This window comes from Pseudomonas sp. NyZ201, from assembly GCF_049860765.1.
GTDB lineage: Bacteria > Pseudomonadota > Gammaproteobacteria > Pseudomonadales > Pseudomonadaceae > Aquipseudomonas > Aquipseudomonas bharatica.
The window spans coordinates 4351746-4368635 of sequence record NZ_CP187557.1 but is presented as its reverse complement, the minus strand read 5'-3'; the positions used below and the strand labels follow the sequence as shown (position 1 = coordinate 4368635).

The window sequence follows — 16890 nt, the reverse complement described above, 5'->3', positions numbered from 1 at the left end:
TAAAGGGTTTTAACCCTTTTATTTTTCAGCATTTTTTACAGAGGCACGGGATTACATGGAAATCGGTCTGCGCGAATGGCTGATCGTCATCGGCATCATAGTTATCGCCGGTATTCTCTTCGACGGCTGGCGCCGCATGCGCGGTGGCAAGGGCAAGTTGAAATTCCGTCTGGACCGCAGCTTCTCCAATCTTCCTGACGACGACAGCAACGCCGAAGTGCTCGGCCCGTCCCGCGTGCTGGACACGCACCAGGAACCGCAACTCGACGAGGACGACCTGCCTTCGATGAGCGCCCCGGCGCGCGAGCCCAAGGCGGGCAAGGCCGGCAAGCGTGGCAAGCGCGGCGAGCCGCTGCAGGGCGACCTCGCCCTCAGCGCCGAACCGCGCGAGCCTGACCTGTTCGCCGATGCCGAAGACGACTTCCCGGCGGAAAACACCCGCACCACCACGACCACCGGCTACGGTACTGCTGCGGAAGGCAAGGAACTGCCACCGGTCGAGGAAGTGCTGGTGATCAGCGTCATCTCCCGCGACGAAAGCGGCTTCAAGGGCCCGGCCTTGCTGCAGAACATCCTCGAAAGCGGCCTGCGCTTCGGCGAAATGGACATCTTCCACCGTCACGAAAGCATGGCCGGCAACGGCGAGGTCCTGTTCTCCATGGCCAACGCCGTCAAGCCGGGCGTCTTCGACCTGGATGACATCGACCACTTCAGCACCCGCGCCGTCAGCTTCTTCCTCGGCCTGCCGGGCCCGCGTCATCCGAAGCAGGCCTTCGACGTCATGGTGGCTGCCGCACGCAAGCTGGCCCACGAACTCAATGGCGAACTCAAGGATGACCAGCGCAGCGTCATGACCGCGCAGACCATCGAACACTACCGCCAGCGCATCGTCGAATTCGAGCGCCGCGCGCTGACCCAGAAACGCTGAAACACGCAGTTGATACCACAGGGGCCGCTTAGCGGCCCTTGTGCTTACAGAGATCGAGAGCCCGACGCGAACCCTGTGGGAGCTGGCTTGCCAGCGATAGCGATAGTAAAGCCACCACTGAACCCTGTGGGAGCGGGTTCACCCGCGATTGCGATGCTGGATTCACCACCGCAATCGCGGGTAAACCCGCTCCCACAGGGTCCGCGCTGCCCCAAGGCTCTCCTTTCCAGCAGACCATCGCCCGACTGCTCTTCATAGCAAGAGACCCAGAACCATGAATGCCGAAACCCGAATCCTCGAACTGCGCGCCGAACTCGACCAGCACAACTACCGCTACTACGTGCTCGACGAACCCAGCATCCCCGACGCCGAGTACGACCGCCTGTTCCGCGAGCTCCAGGCCCTGGAAGCCGAGCATCCGGAGCTGGTCACCGAGGACTCCCCGACCCGGCGCGTCGGTGGCGCCGCGCTCTCGGCCTTCACCCAGGTTCGCCATGAAATCCCCATGCTCAGCCTCGGCAACGCCTTCGAGGAAACCGACCTGCGCGAGTTCGACCGCCGCGTCGTCGAAGGCCTCGACCTGCCGGCCGGCGACCTCTTCGGCGGCGGCGCCCCGATCGACTACAGCTGCGAACCCAAGCTCGACGGCCTGGCCGTAAGCCTGCTCTACCGCAACGGCCAACTGGTCCAGGGCGCCACCCGTGGCGACGGCACCACCGGCGAAGACATCAGCGTCAACGTCCGCACCATCCGCAACGTCCCGCTCAAGCTGCACGGCGAGGGCTGGCCGGAGGTGCTGGAAGTGCGCGGCGAAGTCTTCATGAGCAAGGCCGGCTTCGAAAAGCTCAACGCGTCCCAGGCCGAGATCGGCGGCAAGACCTTCGCCAACCCGCGCAACGCCGCCGCCGGCAGCCTGCGCCAGCTCGACTCGAAGATCACCGCCAGCCGCCCGCTGGAATTCTGCTGCTACGGCATCGGCCAGGTGTCCGCACCGGTGGGCGACACCCATATCGGCATCCTCGAACAGCTCAAGGCCTGGGGCATGCCCATCAGCCGCGAGCTCAAGCACGCCGCCGGCATCGAAGAATGCCTGGCCTACTACCACGACATCGGCGCCCGGCGTAACGACCTGCCGTACGAAATCGACGGCGTGGTATTCAAGGTCAACAGCCTCGCCTCGCAGCGCGAACTCGGCTTCCGCGCCCGTGAACCACGCTGGGCCATCGCCCACAAATTCCCGGCCATGGAAGAGCTCACCGAAGTCCTCGACGTCGAATTCCAGGTCGGCCGCACCGGCGCCGTTACCCCGGTGGCGCGGCTCAAGCCGGTCAAGGTCGCCGGCGTCACCGTCGCCAACGCCACCCTGCACAACATGGACGAAGTCGCGCGCCTGGGCGTGATGATTGGCGACACCGTGATCATCCGCCGCGCCGGCGACGTCATCCCGCAGGTCATGCAAGTGGTACTGGAACGCCGCGACCCGAACATCGTGCGCCCGGTGCAGATCCCCACCGAATGCCCGGTATGCGGCTCGCAGGTCGAACGCACCCAACTGGTCAAGCGCAGCAAGGGCAAGGAAACCGTCAGCGAGGGTGCCGTGTACCGCTGCGTCGGCCGCCTGGCCTGTGCCGCGCAGCTCAAGCAAGCGATCATCCACTACGTCTCGCGCCGCGCCATGGACATCGACGGCCTGGGTGAAAAGAGCGTCGAGCAACTGGTGGACGAAGGCCTGATCGCCTCCCCGGCGGACCTCTACCGCCTCACCTACGAGCAAGTGGTCGAGCTTGAAGGCTTCGCCGAAGTCTCCAGCAACAAGCTCCTCGCCGCCATCGAAGCCAGCAAGCGCCCGAGCCTGGCGCGCTTCATCTACGCCCTCGGCATCCCGGATGTCGGCGAAGAAACCGCCAAGGTCCTCGCCCGCTCGCTGGGCTCGCTGCAACGGGTGATGAAGGCCTTGCCGCAAGTGCTCACCTACCTGCCGGACATCGGCCTGGAAGTGGCATACGAGATTCACAACTTCTTCGAAGACGAGCACAACCGCAACGTCATCCAGCAACTGCTCGACTGCGGCATGCAACTGCAGGACGAAGGCGAACTCAGCCCAGAATTTGCCGCCAGCACCACCCTGGCCGGCATGATCGCCAAGCTCGACATCTCCTCGGTCGGGCCTACCGGCGCCGAAAAGCTGGTCGCCAAGCTCGGCAGCCTGGACAAGATCATCGAAGCCGACGGCATCGACCTGCGCCAGGCCCTGGCCACCAAGCAGGCGGATGCTGTGCGTGAATTCTTCCTGGTCGAAGCCAACCGTGACCTCGCCCGGGCCATCGAAGCGCAGTTGCTGGAATTCGGCATGCACTGGGCCAGCGAAAAGAAAACGGCGGAAGGCTTGCCACTGGCAGGCCAGACCTGGGTCCTCACCGGCACCCTGGAGCGCATGAACCGCGACATCGCCAAGGACAAACTGGAAAGCCTCGGCGCCAAGGTCGCCGGATCCGTCTCCGGCAAAACCCACTGCGTAGTGGCCGGGCCGGGTGCCGGCTCCAAGCTCACCAAGGCCAACGAACTGGGGGTCAAGGTAATGGACGAGGACGCCTTCATCGAATTTCTGGCTGGGCAGGGCATCGCCGTCTAGGATTCGCGGACCCTGTGGGAGTCCGCCCAGCCTTTCAGGCTGCGCTGTCGCGCAGAGAACAGTTCCAAAGCACGACGCGTACCCTGTGGGAGCGGGTTCATCGGAGCGCCGAACCGCCGCGATTGCGGTAGTGAATTCACAATAGCAATCGCGGCGGTTCGGCGCTCCGATGAACCCGCTCCCACAAGGGCCCTGCAAATCAAAGAGTTATGTTTTGTTCTATGAGAGCTGGCTTGCCAGCGATTGCGTCAATGAATTCAGCCTCCTGATCGCAGCGGCTCGCCGCCCTCACAGCCAGCCCCATTCCGGTATGCCTGGCACAACTGGCGCCCAGGCCCCCCGACAGCGTCACGCAGCGAGCCCCTCGCTTCGGACAAGTCCTTGAGAAATGATGATTTTTTCTCACCCAAAGGTTGTAACTCTGCCTCAGACCGGTACAATGGCGCGGCTCGTCACCAGATGGCGAGCTGCGTAATGGTGGCCCCATCGGTCCCCCCGCAACGATTACCCGTAAACCTGGTCAGGCCCGGAAGGGAGCAGCCATAGCGGGAACATTGTGTGCCGGGGTGTGGCTGGTGGGGCCGCCTCCATTTTAGGTCCTTGAATTCTCGAGGATTTCTCGCTCAGAAATCTCTGAGTGTGAGAGTGCCTGGATCACCTAGGCTATGCATGTAGTCACAAATTCTAGTGCCATTGCGGTTTCTCGCCAGAGTTTCTTCCCCCTGCGCATCTCCGCACGCATTGACCTTTACGTCTGGACTTTGCGGAACTGTGTTTTTTCCTGATTTTTCGAAGGGGTTGGTAATTGCCATAATGGCTCAGTGCTACTAGTATGTGACGTCTGAGCTGAGAGCGGACGGCGTGTGACTTATCGGGTATCAACCAAAATCCGCCAGCAGGGTCCTGCTAAAGCCTCTATAGCAAAGTATTATCAATTTCATAATTGTTTAGAGTATTGTTCATGGATTTGAATACCGCTTTGACTCACGCTTTGAATGGTAATGCTGTTCTTTTTGCGGGTTCTGGGTTTTCCTACTTGTCGGAAAACTTGAAAAATGAATCGCCTTTGTCAGGTACTGGTTTTGCAAAGCATCTTAATGCGTTGTGTGGCCTGAGTTCTAGTAATGATAATCTTGCTATTGCATCCCAGTTTTATATAAAAAAATTTGGTGCGCCTAGTTTGGCTGAGCTGTGTCGTGATTCGTTCACGATAAAGAGGGCGGCATCTCACCATATAGATTTTTTGTCTATTCCTTGGCAAAGAATTTATACAACAAACTATGATGATTTAATCGAGAAAAGCTCTGCTGAGAATTCAAGGGCTTTGACGTCAGTTACACTTGAGGATGCTCCGGAAAATCATGCTCCTAATCCTCGCACTTGTGTTCACTTAAATGGTTTCATTAATACCCTTGCTCCAAATAATCTAAGGTCGACTTTCAAGTTGACTTCGGAAAGCTATCTCACAGATAATTTCACTAATTCGAAGTGGTGTACGGTCTTCCGTCAAGATATCATAATGGCGCAAGCGGTCATCTTCATTGGTTACTCGCTTTATGATCTTGATATACAGAGGGTGCTTCATTCGGAAGATGTAAGGTCGAAATGTATATTTATTACTGCTCCTTCTCCTGATGAGGTTGACGAGGCGTTGCTGCCAATTTTTGGTGAATTATTTCCTATAGGGGTGCAAGCTGCTGCGAGCGCTCTGAATTCGCTAAAGAATACTCATAGTCCACTGCCTCCACCAACGACGTTTCTGTCACTCAAAGAGTTTAACCCGTCTGTGACAGTAAGAGAGCCCTCTAACTCTGATGTTGAAAAGTTATTCTTGTATGGTGATGTTGAAAGCTCTCTTATTGGTTATCACCTTTCGGCAGTAGAGGGTAGGTCATATATCGCAGCGCGGCAGTCGTTGGTTGATATACCTGAATTCGTCATGACAAGACATGATGTCGTGCTAACTTCTGACCTTGGGAATGGTAAAAGTGTAGCAGTGGAGCAGGTTATTCATGAGCTTGCATCAAGAGGTGCTAAGGTTTATCGCTTTAGTACTGACAATAAAGCGGCTCGCAAGGAAGTTGGCACTTTATTGAGGAATGATGTACCTACAATCATTGTTATCGATAACTATGTGCCATACCTTGACTTCATCGACTTCGTCAGTATGAGGCGGACTGGAAGGCCGATTAGGTTTTTGCTAACGGCTCGGTCTCATGTGCACGAAGCATTTAGAGATCGTCTCGAGGTGGCGCTTGGCACCACTGAAATTTTAGAAGTTGATATTAATCGGCTTTCTCGTATTGAGATAAATTCAGTAATATCTTTGATTGACAGTTACGGGTTGTGGGGCGAGTACTCCGCGTATTCAGATTCTGATAAGTATCATCTGGTATCTAAAGGTTGCGATGCGCAGCTTCATCAAGTGTTGTTGAAGATCTATAATTCCCCGCAGATCTCTGAGCGGATATCGGAAATATTTGGCTCGTTGAGCGACGATGTAAGACGTGTGATCATTGGCGTTTTTATACTCAGTGCTGCTGGTTTTAGTAGCGATCGGACAATGATTAATGAGTTACTTGTTGGCGCTCCCTTGATTAAGCTGTCGAATGCAGATAGAGCTGCCGTTAAGCTTTTTTGGGATGACACAACAGGGAGGATTCGTCTCAAGTCATCCGTTCTTGCTGAGTACTATCTTACTAATCTCTCGGAAGCTTCGGAGGTTGTAGAGATTCTTATTGAGATGTTCTTGCAGGCTCATAATAAAACAGAGCTTGGTCCTGAGTTTGAGTCCTTTATGCGAAGCCTGATGAGCTTCTCTTCGCTTCAGAAAATGCTTCCCCGGACAGGTCTGCGAAATTCAACTATATTCTTTTATGAATCAATCCAGAATTTAAAGTTTACGCGTAAAAATCCACATTATTGGCTGCAGTATGCGATTGCAAGGCTGTCGTTTGAGGATAATGTTGACGAGATTTCGCCGTATTTTCAATCGGCATATAAATTTGCGCAAAGTATTAATTATGATACTTATCAGATTGATAACCATTATGCGCGATTCCTTTTGGTTAAAGCCTCTAGGGAAAAGGATGTGGCAAGCTCGATTGAATTGTATCGAGAGTCAAAGGGGATTTTGTTGAAGCAGATGCTTCACGAAAAGAAACATTATCCTTATAGAGTGGCAGCATCTATTTCTGACTTTATTTCTGTACATCTTGCGGAGCTTTCAGACGGTCATAAGGCTGATATTTCTCGCTTTTGCGAGGATGTTGTGGCGCGTATTAAGACCTTGCCTGCGGAAGTTAAGTCCCATAAGCATGTCAGAAGCTGTCAGGTTTCGTTGGAGCGGGTTGTTCAAAATTTTTTGCATACTTAGCTGATAGTAGCGGTGGCGGTTAGAGTGGGTTTCTATTTCGCTATATTTTGCTGTTTATCAATCTTGCAACTGAGGTTGTTCTATATCTCAATTGAAAATTCGGCGATCATGCGGCTGTTGCAGGAACGGGAAAAGGGGGTGGGTTGAATAGTATCGCTTGACATGCTCTGGATTTCGTCCGGGAAGCGGGGGCAGGCTTATTTTCAGTTGGAAAATTAACCATTCTCCCTAGCAACCATGGTCCTTGGTTGGATGTGGGCGGGGATACAAAAAAGACCGCGGAGCTGGGCTCCGCGGCCTTGACTTATACAGCCACGGTCAACGGCGACGCCGCCACTGCAAGCGCCAGCAGCGCTTTAGAAATCCTCATGTTCAGCACCGCATCACTGAGCATTTCCCGATGCCGTGCATCGGGCGGATCGGGCAGATAGGCAGCCCTGAGTATCGCTCTGTTGAGATGTTCTGAAGCCCGCTTGATGGCCTCTTCATGAGAGAGGCCAGGACCTACGCAAAGAGTGGGTGGTGGATCGGGAACAAGCTTTTTCATCGTATTTCCTCAAGTAGTGAAGCGATTGAAAACCTGCTGTCAAACAGGAGGGTGGCAACTGTGCGCGGGTTGACAGACCAGGACTTGAGGACAACCTGGCGCGCACGAATGCGCCCACACGCACAGCCGCCATAACGACTAGCGATCCTCAAGAAACCCGGCCTGTCACAACCGGTCGTTGTGTTCAACGACCGACGCAGACTAGGCAGTGATTCCAAGGGAAGCAACTAATAAGCGGGTCGGGGAGTATGCTTGGGAAATTGCCTACAAGAAAGTCGGAAATCGAGGAAGTTTTGCCGCTAAATGCGACATTTTTTAGCGATGTGTATCAGCCGGGTATCAGCGGTTCAAGAAGCCCTCCGCCAGTTTCCCGAAGAACAACATTTCCACCGGGCCAGTCAGCACCACGGCGCCGACCCCATCCCACTGAACCGTGACACTCCCGCCATCACATTCGACCCTGACCACGTTATCCAGCAACCCACGGCGAATGCCATTCACCGCAGCGCCACATGAGCACGAGCCTGAACCCTGGGGCACGCCTCCGCCTCGCTCCCAGATACGCAACCGGATGTGCTGTCGGTTGATGACCTGGACGAAGTGCACATTTGTCCTGGCGGGAAACAGCAGGTTCTTTTCCAGCGCAGGCCCAACGGCGGCAACGTCCACCGCCGCCAGGTCGTCCACAAAATAGGTGCAGTGCGGGTTGCCCATGCTCACGGCGGCAGGATTGCCGGCAATGGGCAAGGAGGCGGTATCCAGTTCTCGCGCCAAAGGGATATCGGCCCAGTCGAGCATCGGTTGCCCCATGCTGACCGAGATCTCGCCGGTGGCGGTTCGCGCGCAGGTGAGGCGGCCACGGTTGGTTCGCAAGACTACGGACGAGGTGTCGCTTTCGCGCATGAGGATATCGGCGGCACCGCGGGTTGCGCTTCCGCAGGTGTCCAGGGGGGAGCCGTCGGCATTCCAGAACAGCAGCTGCGCATCGGCGTCATCACAGGCGCGCAGTAGGGCCAGTTGATTGAAGCCGACACCCCGGTTGCGGTCACCCATTTTGCGGGCGAGGTGTTCGGTGATCGGGACTTGGGCGGTTCTGGCGTCGACGATTACAAAGTCGTCGCCGTTGGCGTGCATCTTGTAAAAACTCAGGGGCATTCGCTGAACCTGCGTCGAGAAGAGGTGGGGCACTTGGCTGTGAGGGTGTCCAACGCTACATCAATCCAGCGCCTCTTGGTCAAGCAGCCGGGGAGGTGATACCCAAGCAAAAGGGGTTCAATCGTCGTGACGCCCTATAACTCTCAAGGGTGTCGGTCGCTTTTGGCTGGTTTTGAAGCGTCCCGCCGTATAACGTGATCCGAACGGACCAATGAAGTTGGAGGATCCATGACAACAGCACACGAAGCAGCTCAGCGCAGCTCCCGCGTAGCCCACGTCCAGGCCACCAATAACCTCGAGGGCGTTCGCGTGAGTGCCTATATGTCCTCCAAGATGGTGGACTACGAGAAAGGGCGCATTTCTTCGGCAGAGCTCGTAGCAGCCGTGAAAGCCCGCTACGGCATCGATGGCTGATTTTCCCACTCCTGCCTCTGGCCCCGATGACCACTATTACTTCGCGGGCTATTCGGTTGAGCTGATTCGCCTCATCAAACTGAACGCATCGCCCCTGACCACCTCCTGAGCCTTCGCCGCTGGATAGCGTTGCCGAATGGAGCCGAACCGTTCCCTTTTTCAGAACGGAGAGACCGGTAGAAGCTTGCCGAATTGCAGAATACGCTCCGCAGTCAGCACGCCCATCATGATCAGGGTGAGAAACGTCAGGCTGCACAGCACCAGTGGCAACTTGGTGACAGCAAACCGAACCCCACCGAGAACACCGGGATACTGCTTCAGGTACGCCTTGGCGATTCGACGATAAGCGCCGCCCGAGAGAAACGCCCAAAGGAAGAACAAGGCCGTGACGATCATGGCGAAAGGTCGTGGGTCCTGGAATTGCAGGCAGGTCAGGCCGGCACTGATCGCGAACAGCGAGCCGATGTCCTGGGAAGAGCGGAAATAGCGTTCGGCGATGGCTTCGTCATCGGACTTGAAGATCATGCGGGGTCCTTAGGCTGTTGGCATGTGGATGAATAGTGGCGTGGCGAATCCGGCGGCGCACTCTCGCTCCTCATAGCTCGCCAATCCGGTCCAGCTCCCGTTTGAGCTGCTCTCGGTCAAGCCGGTCGAACGGCAACCCGAAGAAGGCCCGGCAGCGAACATCGATGCGGGCCAGCGTGGCGCGGAAAGCGGCATCGATCAGCGCCTCGTCCGCGTTGATATCCGAAGGATCCTCCAGCCCCCAGTGCGACTTCACGGCAGGCCCGAAATACACCGGGCAGGCTTCGCCGGCGGCCTTGTCGCAGACGGTAATCACGATGTCCGGCGGGTTGCCTTCGAACGCGTCGTTGCCCTTGCTGCTCAGGCCCGCAGTGGAAATACCGGCCTGGCGCAGCGCACCGAGCGTGCGGGGCAATACCTGCCCGCGGGGGAAGCTGCCCGAACTGATCGCCTCGAACCCCGGCGGCGCCAGGTGGTTGAACAGCGCTTCGCAGAGGATGCTGCGACAACTGTTGGCGGTGCACATGAACAAGACTCGCATGGGAAGCTCCTTCGCCTGGCGGCGGACGTCAGAGGCTCAGGCGCAGAGCCAGGGCCGAGAGGGTGACCAGCAATACCGGCAGTGTCAGCACAATGCCGACCCTGAAGTAGTAACCCCAGGTGATGCGCATGCCCTTGCGCTCCAGCACGTGGAGCCAGAGCAGCGTGGCGAGGCTGCCGATGGGGGTGATTTTCGGGCCGAGGTCGCAGCCGATGACGTTGGCGTAGATCATCGCTTCACGCACCACACCTTCTGCACCGCTGGCCTGGATCGACAGGGCGCCGACCAGCACGCTGGGCATGTTGTTCATTACCGAAGACAGCAGTGCGGAAATCACGCCGGTACCGAGCGTGGCGCTCCATAGCCCGTGTTCTGCAAGCCGGTCCAGAAGATGGGTGAGCAAATCGGTGAGACCGGCGTTCTTCAGGCCGTACACCACCAGGTACATGCCGAGGGAGAACACCACTACCTGCCATGGTGCTTCGCGCAGCACCCGGCGGGTGGAGATGCGCCGGCCACGTGCTGCGACGGCGAAAAGGATCAGTGCGCAGAGCGCAGCCACGGCACTGATGGGGATGCCCAAGGGTTCAAGGACAAACAGGCCGGCCAGCAGCGCCAGCAGCACCCACCAACCGATGTTGAAGGTGTCGTGGTCGTGGATGGCTTCGCTGGGCTGTTTCAAGGCAGCAAGCGGGTAATGCCTGGGGATATCGCGGCGGAAGAACAGGAACAGCACCAGCAGGGTGGTGGCCACGCTGGCCAGGTTCACCGGCACCATGACCGAGGCGTACTCTGCGAAACCGAGGCTGAAGTAGTCGGCCGAGACGATGTTCACCAGGTTGGAAACCACCAGCGGCAGGCTTGCCGTGTCGGCAATGAAGCCGGCGGCCATCACGAACGCCAGGGTGGCTGGAGGCGAGAAGCGCAGTGCCAGGAGCATGGACATGACGATGGGCGTCAGTATCAGCGCCGCGCCATCGTTGGCGAACAGTGCCGATACGGCGGCGCCGAGCAGTATGCAAAAGGCGAACAGACGGTAGCCGCTGCCCTTCGCCCATCGTGCGACATGCAGCGCAGCCCATTCGAAGAAGCCGGCCTCGTCCAGCAGCAGGCTGATGACGATGACCGCGATGAACGTGGCGGTAGCGTTCCAAACGATGGCCCATACAGTCGGGATGTCGTGCAGGGAAACCGTCCCTGCCGCCAGGGCAATGATCGCCCCCAGCGAGGCGCTCCAGCCCACACCGAGTCCTTTGGGCTGCCAGATGACCAGCGCAAGGGTAAAAACGAAGACAGCAATGGCGACCAGCATCCAGGTTTCTCGCTTGGTGATCAGCAGCAGGCGGCATCACGGACGGGGCGACCGTCCATGTTCTTGAGTCGGAGGGCGTTATCGGCGAGCCACGACGTGTTGGCCTGCAAGGTCACCTGCAGCATTTCGTGCACCCAGGCCGGAAGCTCCGGGTTGAGGCGGTAATACACCCATTGCCCTTGCCGGCGGTCCAGCAACAGGCCGTTGCTACGCAACTGGGCGAGGTGGCGGCTGATCTTGGGTTGGCTATCGTCCAGCGCGCACATCAGCTCGCACACACAAAGCTCGCCCAGGCTGGCGATCAACAGGGTCGCGCGAGCGCGGGTTTCGTCGGAGAGGCACTTGAAGACGTCGGGCGGGGAAATCATGGGGGCGCCTATACATATGGAAAATCGAATATACGTATTTCCATATGTTTCTGGCAAGACTGCTTTGACCGACCTCGCCAGCCACTAGCGTTTCAGCAACGACACCTTCATCAACCGCCGAAACGTCGGACACGCCAGGTGATCCTTCTCCGGACACTGCGCCGCATGCCGCAGCCCCTTGCTCATCGCCTGCAAGCGCTTGACCTGCGCATCGATCTCGTCGGCCCTGGCCACCAGCATGTGCCGGTCCACCTGCAGGTCCACCAGCATCGCGCCCACCTCATCCAGGGAAAACCCCGCCGTCTGGCCCAGGGCGATCAGGGCCAGGCGGTCTTCCACGTCCGCCGCGAACTGGCGCCGCTGGCCGTGGCCGGCGAGGGACTGGAGCAGGCCGATCTTCTGGTAGTAACGCAGCGTCGAGGCCGGTACTCCGGTGCGTTTGGCGACGTCGGCAATGTCCATTGGCGAACCCTTGACTTGAAGTTGACTTCAACTTCTATCCTGCGCGGCATGTTTCGATTTCGTCAACGTGCCGAGGGGATTTGCCATGTTTTCCATTGTGTTGATCGGGGTGGGTGCCACGCTGGTCATGGACCTGTGGACGCTGTTGCTCAAGCGGCTTGGGGTCGCCACCCTGAATTACGCCATGCTCGGGCGCTGGGCCGGGCATTTGTTGAAGGGGCGCGTGCATCATCAGGGGATTGCCAAGAGTGAACCGGTGGCCCACGAGCTGGCCTGGGGCTGGGTGCTGCATTATGCGATAGGGCTGCTGTTCGCGGCCGGGTTGGTGGGGCTGGTGGGAGAAGGGTGGTTGCGTCAGCCGACACTGGCTCCGGCCTTGCTCTTCGGAGTTGCGACGGTGCTGGCGCCATGGTGCGTGATGCAGCCGGCGATGGGGGCGGGGTTCTTTGCCAGTAAAACGCCGACGCCGTGGCGGAACCGGGGGCGGAGTTTGATGACGCATGTGGTGTTCGGCTGCGGGCTGTTCCTGGCCGCTTGGGCGGTTGCAGGCCTCCTCTAACTAAAGAGCACCGCGAACCCTGTGGGAGCGGGTTCACCCGCGATTGCTATTGTGAACCCACTACCGCAATCGCGGGTGAACCCGCTCCCACAGAGTACGCGTCGTGCTTTGGAAACTGTTCTCTGCGCGACAGCCCAGCCTGAAAGGCTGGGCGGACTCCCACAGGGTTCGCGGCGCTAATGAATGGCAGGATGCAATTTTGCCCCCGCTCCGCTAGCATTAGCGGTCTCTCCCCGCTCGTTCAGGTTGCGACGTTTTTCATGAGTTATCAGGTCCTTGCACGTAAATGGCGTCCGCGCTCGTTCCGCGAAATGGTCGGCCAGACCCACGTGCTCAAGGCCTTGATCAACGCACTCGATAACCAGCGCCTGCACCATGCCTATCTGTTCACCGGCACCCGCGGGGTCGGCAAGACCACCATCGCGCGGATCATCGCCAAGTGCGTGAACTGCGAAACCGGCATCACCTCGACCCCCTGCGGCACCTGCTCGGTGTGCCGGGAGATCGACGAGGGCCGCTTCGTCGACCTGATCGAGATCGACGCCGCGAGCCGGACCAAGGTCGAGGACACCCGCGAACTGCTGGATAACGTGCAGTACGCGCCGAGCCGCGGGCGCTTCAAGGTCTACCTGATCGACGAAGTGCACATGCTTTCCAGCCATTCCTTCAACGCCCTGCTGAAGACCCTGGAAGAGCCGCCGCCCTACGTCAAGTTCATCCTGGCCACCACCGACCCGCAGAAGCTGCCGGCGACCATCCTGTCCCGCTGCCTGCAGTTCTCCCTGAAGAACATGACCCCCGAGCGGGTGGTCGAGCACCTGAGTCATGTGCTCGGTGTGGAGAACGTGCCGTTCGAGGACGATGCCCTGTGGTTGCTCGGCCGCGCTGCCGACGGGTCGATGCGCGACGCCATGAGCCTGACCGACCAGGCCATCGCCTTTGGCGAGGGCAAGGTCCTGGCCGCCGATGTGCGGGCGATGCTCGGGACCCTCGACCATGGCCAGGTCTACGGCGTGCTCCAGGCCTTGCTGGAAGGCGATGCCCGGGCGCTGCTGGAGGCCGTGCGCCATCTGGCCGAGCAGGGGCCGGACTGGAACGGTGTGTTGTCGGAAATGCTCAACGTGCTGCACCGCGTGGCCATCGCCCAGGCGCTGCCCGAGGCGGTGGACAACGGCCAGGGCGATCGCGACAAGGTACTGGCGCTGGCCCAGGCCCTGCCGGCCGAGGATGTGCAGTTCTACTACCAGATGGGCCTGATCGGCCGGCGTGACCTGCCCCTGGCGCCGGACCCGCGTGGCGGCTTCGAGATGGTGTTGCTGCGCATGCTGGCGTTCCGTCCGGCGGACAGCGGCGATGCCCCGGGCACGACGCTAAAGCCAGTGGGGATCAGCCAGGCCACGACTGATTCCCCGGCACCGGTGGCCCCGGTTGCGATCGCCGCACCCGCCCCGGAGCCTGTCAGTGCTCCCGCTCCGGTCGTCGAGACGGTGCCTGAGCCCGCGCCCGAGCCAGCGCCGCAACCCGAACCGGAACCCGAGCCCGTTGTCGCAGCCGAGCCCGAGCCGGAAATCGAGGAAGTCACCGACCTGCCCTGGGAAGACCCGATTCCCGTGGCCGTCGCTGCACCTGAACCCGAGCCAGCCCCGGCCCCTGTCGCCGCCGCGCCGCCTGCCGCCCCGCGCGAAGAACCGCCCCACGACGACCAGGCCTACGCCCCCGCCGGCATGGACCGCGACGACGAGCCGCCGCCGGACGACGATTACTACATGGGCGAAGTGGACCCGGCCGGCTACAGCTACCTGGACGAACTGGCCACCGAGCACGCCGCCGAACTCAGCGCCGAGCCGGCCCCGGAGCCGGAGCCCGAGCCCGCTGCGCAACCGGCCACGGGCCTGGCCTTGCAATGGCTGGAGCTGTTCCCGCACCTGCCGATTTCCGGCATGACCGGGAGCATCGCGGCCAACTGCACCCTGGTCAGCGCCGAAGGCGACAACTGGCTGCTGCACCTGGACCCGAACCACAGTGCCCTGTTCAACGCCACCCAGCAGCGCCGCCTGAACGAGGCGCTGAACCAGCACCTGGGCCGCACCCTGAACCTGAGCATCGAGCTGATCCGCCCCGAGCAGGAAACCCCGGCCCAGGCCGCGGCACGCAAGCGGGCCAACCGCCAGCGCGAGGCCGAGCAGTCGATCGAGAACGACCCGTTCATCCAGCAGATGATCCAGAAGTTCGGTGCCAGCGTGCGCCACGATACTATTGAACCTGTCGACGCCGTGGTGACCCAAGGCGAATAACCCCTATCCAGCGCCGCGCCCGGTGTGCGGTGAGTCATACAACTACCGAGGTGATTTCTCATGATGAAAGGTGGCATGGCCGGCCTGATGAAGCAGGCGCAGCAGATGCAGGAAAAGATGGCCAAGATGCAGGAAGAACTGGCCAACGCCGAAGTGACCGGTCAATCCGGCGCCGGCCTGGTCAGCGTGGTCATGACCGGTCGTCATGACGTCAAGCGCATCAGCCTGGACGACAGCCTGATGCAGGAAGACAAGGAAGTGCTGGAAGACCTGATCGCCGCCGCCGTGAACGACGCCGTGCGCAAGGTCGAGCAGAACAGCCAGGACAAGATGAGCGGCATGACCGCAGGCATGCAGTTGCCGCCTGGTTTCAAGATGCCGTTCTAAGGCGGCATCCGCTGTACCCACGGTGGGAGCACGGCCTTGAGGTCGTCGCTCCCACCGTCGTTTCTCCCATTCGATGATTTGCCGGGCCTTTTACCATGAGCTTCAGTCCCCTGATTCGCCAGTTGATCGACGCCTTGCGCACCCTGCCGGGCGTGGGCCAGAAAACCGCCCAGCGCATGGCCTTGCAACTGCTGGAGCGCGACCGCAGCGGCGGTACGCGCCTGGCCGAGGCGTTGACCAAGGCCATGGAAGGGGTCGGCCATTGCCGTCAGTGCCGCACCCTGACCGAGCAGGAGTTGTGCCCGCAATGCGCTGATCCGCGCCGTGACGACACGCTGCTGTGCGTGGTGGAAGGGCCGATGGACGTCTACGCGGTGGAGCAGACCGGTTATCGCGGGCGTTATTTCGTGCTCAAGGGGCATCTGTCGCCGCTGGATGGCCTGGGGCCGGAGGCGATCGGCATTCCGCAGTTGATGGCGCGGATCGAGGAGCAGGGCACCTTTACCGAGGTGATCCTGGCCACCAACCCGACGGTGGAAGGCGAGGCGACGGCGCATTACATCGCCCAGCTGCTGGCGGACAAGGGCCTGGTGGCCTCGCGGATCGCCCATGGGGTGCCGCTGGGCGGGGAACTGGAGCTGGTGGATGGTGGGACGCTGGCTCACTCGTTTGCCGGGCGCAAACCGATTTCCCTCTGAGCATTGTGTTGTTGCTGAGGGCCCCATCGCCGGCAATGCCGGCTCCCACAAGGTTCAGTGTCAACCTCGATACCTGTGGGAGCCGGCGTTGCCGGCGATAGGGCCCTCAAGCCGGTCAGTATTCGCTAAGCGAAAACTCGGTCAGGCAGAACGTCTCCACCTGCGCATCGCGCAGTTTCTGCGAGCCGCCCAGCTCGGGCAGGTCGATGATGGCCGCCGCTTCATACACCGCAGCGCCCATGCGCCGCACCAGGCTCGCCGCCGCCAGCAAGGTCCCGCCGGTGGCAATCAGGTCGTCGAAGATCAGTACCTTGTCGCCTTCGCACAGGCTGTCGGCATGCACTTCCAGGAAGGCTTCGCCGTATTCGGTCTGGTAGCCCTGGCTGATGACGTCGGCCGGCAGCTTGCCCTGCTTGCGGAACAGGATCAGCGGCTTGTTCAGTTCATGGGCGATGATCGAGCCGATCAGGAAGCCACGGGCGTCCATGGCGCCGATATGGCTGAAGTCGGCCTCGACATACCGCTCGATGAATTGGTCCATGACATGGCGCAGCCCGCGGGGTGATTGGAACAGCGGGGTGATGTCGCGGAAGATCACGCCGGGCTTGGGGAAGTCCACGACCGGGCGGATGAGGGATTTGAGGTCAAAGCTGTCGCTGGGCATGGAACGGGTATCCTGATGGGCAAAACGC

The 16890-nt window shown here is 59.8% G+C and carries 16 protein-coding genes and 1 other RNA gene; 9 read left to right on the top strand and 8 right to left on the bottom strand.

The features are described 5' to 3' along the window. Positions 1-55 precede the first annotated feature (55 nt). From zipA to ACPFMA_RS19345, 4 genes are all read left to right on the top strand, one after another. Complete coding sequence (gene zipA, locus ACPFMA_RS19360) at positions 56-928, top strand: cell division protein ZipA (protein ID WP_425928493.1); 873 nt, start codon at positions 56-58, stop codon at positions 926-928. A 274-nt stretch (positions 929-1202) separates the two neighbouring features. Next, the gene (gene ligA, locus ACPFMA_RS19355; protein ID WP_425928492.1) at positions 1203-3560 is read left to right on the top strand and encodes an NAD-dependent DNA ligase LigA; all 2358 of its coding nucleotides are present in this window, start codon (positions 1203-1205) and stop codon (positions 3558-3560) included. Positions 3561-4044: 484 nt separating this feature from the next. Continuing rightward, positions 4045-4141: signal recognition particle sRNA small type (gene ffs / locus ACPFMA_RS19350), an RNA gene on the top strand. A 380-nt stretch (positions 4142-4521) separates the two neighbouring features. Then, a complete protein-coding gene (locus ACPFMA_RS19345; RefSeq protein ID WP_425928491.1) occupies positions 4522-6936 on the top strand; it encodes an SIR2 family protein in 2415 nt (804 codons plus the stop codon). Positions 6937-7240: 304 nt separating this feature from the next. Here ACPFMA_RS19345 and ACPFMA_RS19340 read toward each other — a convergent pair whose 3' ends face one another. Next, a complete protein-coding gene (locus ACPFMA_RS19340) occupies positions 7241-7483 on the bottom strand; it encodes a hypothetical protein (RefSeq protein ID WP_425928490.1) in 243 nt (80 codons plus the stop codon). 339 nt (positions 7484-7822) lie between these two features. Then, positions 7823-8638, bottom strand: coding sequence for a diaminopimelate epimerase (gene dapF, locus ACPFMA_RS19335; protein WP_425928489.1), 816 nt, complete (start codon positions 8636-8638; stop codon positions 7823-7825). Positions 8639-8866: 228 nt separating this feature from the next. On the opposite strand from dapF, the gene ACPFMA_RS19330 reads away from it, so the two are divergent. Then, positions 8867-9052 (top strand): antitoxin VbhA family protein, encoded by a 186-nt coding sequence (locus tag ACPFMA_RS19330; protein WP_064301857.1) that lies wholly within the window; start codon positions 8867-8869, stop codon positions 9050-9052. A gap of 159 nt (positions 9053-9211) precedes the next feature. On the opposite strand, the gene ACPFMA_RS19325 is transcribed toward ACPFMA_RS19330, so the two are convergent. From ACPFMA_RS19325 to ACPFMA_RS19305, 5 genes are all read right to left on the bottom strand, one after another. Then, the gene (locus ACPFMA_RS19325) at positions 9212-9577 is read right to left on the bottom strand and encodes a hypothetical protein (RefSeq protein WP_425928488.1); all 366 of its coding nucleotides are present in this window, start codon (positions 9575-9577) and stop codon (positions 9212-9214) included. Positions 9578-9647: 70 nt separating this feature from the next. Then, complete coding sequence (locus ACPFMA_RS19320) at positions 9648-10118, bottom strand: arsenate reductase ArsC (RefSeq protein ID WP_420057043.1); 471 nt, start codon at positions 10116-10118, stop codon at positions 9648-9650. A 28-nt stretch (positions 10119-10146) separates the two neighbouring features. After that, positions 10147-11430, bottom strand: a complete 1284-nt coding sequence (locus ACPFMA_RS19315; protein WP_425928487.1) for an arsenic transporter — start codon at positions 11428-11430, stop codon at positions 10147-10149. 20 nt (positions 11431-11450) lie between these two features. Beyond that, positions 11451-11798, bottom strand: coding sequence for a metalloregulator ArsR/SmtB family transcription factor (locus ACPFMA_RS19310; RefSeq protein WP_064301853.1), 348 nt, complete (start codon positions 11796-11798; stop codon positions 11451-11453). 84 nt (positions 11799-11882) lie between these two features. Then, complete coding sequence (locus ACPFMA_RS19305) at positions 11883-12260, bottom strand: helix-turn-helix domain-containing protein (RefSeq protein ID WP_425928486.1); 378 nt, start codon at positions 12258-12260, stop codon at positions 11883-11885. An 85-nt stretch (positions 12261-12345) separates the two neighbouring features. On the opposite strand from ACPFMA_RS19305, the gene ACPFMA_RS19300 reads away from it, so the two are divergent. The 4 genes from ACPFMA_RS19300 to recR all read left to right on the top strand — a co-directional run bounded on the left by ACPFMA_RS19300 (position 12346) and on the right by recR (position 16198). Then, positions 12346-12819 carry a DUF2938 domain-containing protein gene (locus tag ACPFMA_RS19300; RefSeq protein WP_425928485.1) on the top strand — a complete coding sequence of 158 codons (474 nt, stop codon included), beginning with the start codon at positions 12346-12348 and terminating at the stop codon, positions 12817-12819. 260 nt (positions 12820-13079) lie between these two features. Next, complete coding sequence (gene dnaX / locus ACPFMA_RS19295) at positions 13080-15113, top strand: DNA polymerase III subunit gamma/tau (RefSeq protein WP_425928484.1); 2034 nt, start codon at positions 13080-13082, stop codon at positions 15111-15113. A gap of 60 nt (positions 15114-15173) precedes the next feature. Beyond that, complete coding sequence (locus ACPFMA_RS19290; protein WP_009396198.1) at positions 15174-15500, top strand: YbaB/EbfC family nucleoid-associated protein; 327 nt, start codon at positions 15174-15176, stop codon at positions 15498-15500. 95 nt (positions 15501-15595) lie between these two features. After that, positions 15596-16198, top strand: a complete 603-nt coding sequence (gene recR, locus ACPFMA_RS19285; RefSeq protein WP_009396200.1) for a recombination mediator RecR — start codon at positions 15596-15598, stop codon at positions 16196-16198. A gap of 115 nt (positions 16199-16313) precedes the next feature. Here the strand turns inward: recR and ACPFMA_RS19280 are convergent, their stop codons facing one another. Continuing rightward, positions 16314-16862 (bottom strand): adenine phosphoribosyltransferase, encoded by a 549-nt coding sequence (locus ACPFMA_RS19280; RefSeq protein ID WP_064301849.1) that lies wholly within the window; start codon positions 16860-16862, stop codon positions 16314-16316. Positions 16863-16890 lie beyond the last annotated feature (28 nt).

Excerpts from the sequence above, each read along its gene's own strand:
- zipA (WP_425928493.1), top strand. The coding sequence starts at position 56 with ATGGAAATCGGTCTGCGCGAATGGCTGATCGTCATCGGCATCATAGTT.
- ligA (WP_425928492.1), top strand. The coding sequence starts at position 1,203 with ATGAATGCCGAAACCCGAATCCTCGAACTGCGCGCCGAACTCGACCAG.
- ACPFMA_RS19345 (WP_425928491.1), top strand. The coding sequence starts at position 4,522 with ATGGATTTGAATACCGCTTTGACTCACGCTTTGAATGGTAATGCTGTT.
- ACPFMA_RS19340 (WP_425928490.1), bottom strand. The coding sequence starts at position 7,483 with ATGAAAAAGCTTGTTCCCGATCCACCACCCACTCTTTGCGTAGGTCCT.
- dapF (WP_425928489.1), bottom strand. The coding sequence starts at position 8,638 with ATGCCCCTGAGTTTTTACAAGATGCACGCCAACGGCGACGACTTTGTA.
- ACPFMA_RS19330 (WP_064301857.1), top strand. The coding sequence starts at position 8,867 with ATGACAACAGCACACGAAGCAGCTCAGCGCAGCTCCCGCGTAGCCCAC.
- ACPFMA_RS19325 (WP_425928488.1), bottom strand. The coding sequence starts at position 9,577 with ATGATCTTCAAGTCCGATGACGAAGCCATCGCCGAACGCTATTTCCGC.
- ACPFMA_RS19320 (WP_420057043.1), bottom strand. The coding sequence starts at position 10,118 with ATGCGAGTCTTGTTCATGTGCACCGCCAACAGTTGTCGCAGCATCCTC.
- ACPFMA_RS19315 (WP_425928487.1), bottom strand. The coding sequence starts at position 11,430 with ATGCTGGTCGCCATTGCTGTCTTCGTTTTTACCCTTGCGCTGGTCATC.
- ACPFMA_RS19310 (WP_064301853.1), bottom strand. The coding sequence starts at position 11,798 with ATGATTTCCCCGCCCGACGTCTTCAAGTGCCTCTCCGACGAAACCCGC.
- ACPFMA_RS19305 (WP_425928486.1), bottom strand. The coding sequence starts at position 12,260 with ATGGACATTGCCGACGTCGCCAAACGCACCGGAGTACCGGCCTCGACG.
- ACPFMA_RS19300 (WP_425928485.1), top strand. The coding sequence starts at position 12,346 with ATGTTTTCCATTGTGTTGATCGGGGTGGGTGCCACGCTGGTCATGGAC.
- dnaX (WP_425928484.1), top strand. The coding sequence starts at position 13,080 with ATGAGTTATCAGGTCCTTGCACGTAAATGGCGTCCGCGCTCGTTCCGC.
- ACPFMA_RS19290 (WP_009396198.1), top strand. The coding sequence starts at position 15,174 with ATGATGAAAGGTGGCATGGCCGGCCTGATGAAGCAGGCGCAGCAGATG.
- recR (WP_009396200.1), top strand. The coding sequence starts at position 15,596 with ATGAGCTTCAGTCCCCTGATTCGCCAGTTGATCGACGCCTTGCGCACC.
- ACPFMA_RS19280 (WP_064301849.1), bottom strand. The coding sequence starts at position 16,862 with ATGCCCAGCGACAGCTTTGACCTCAAATCCCTCATCCGCCCGGTCGTG.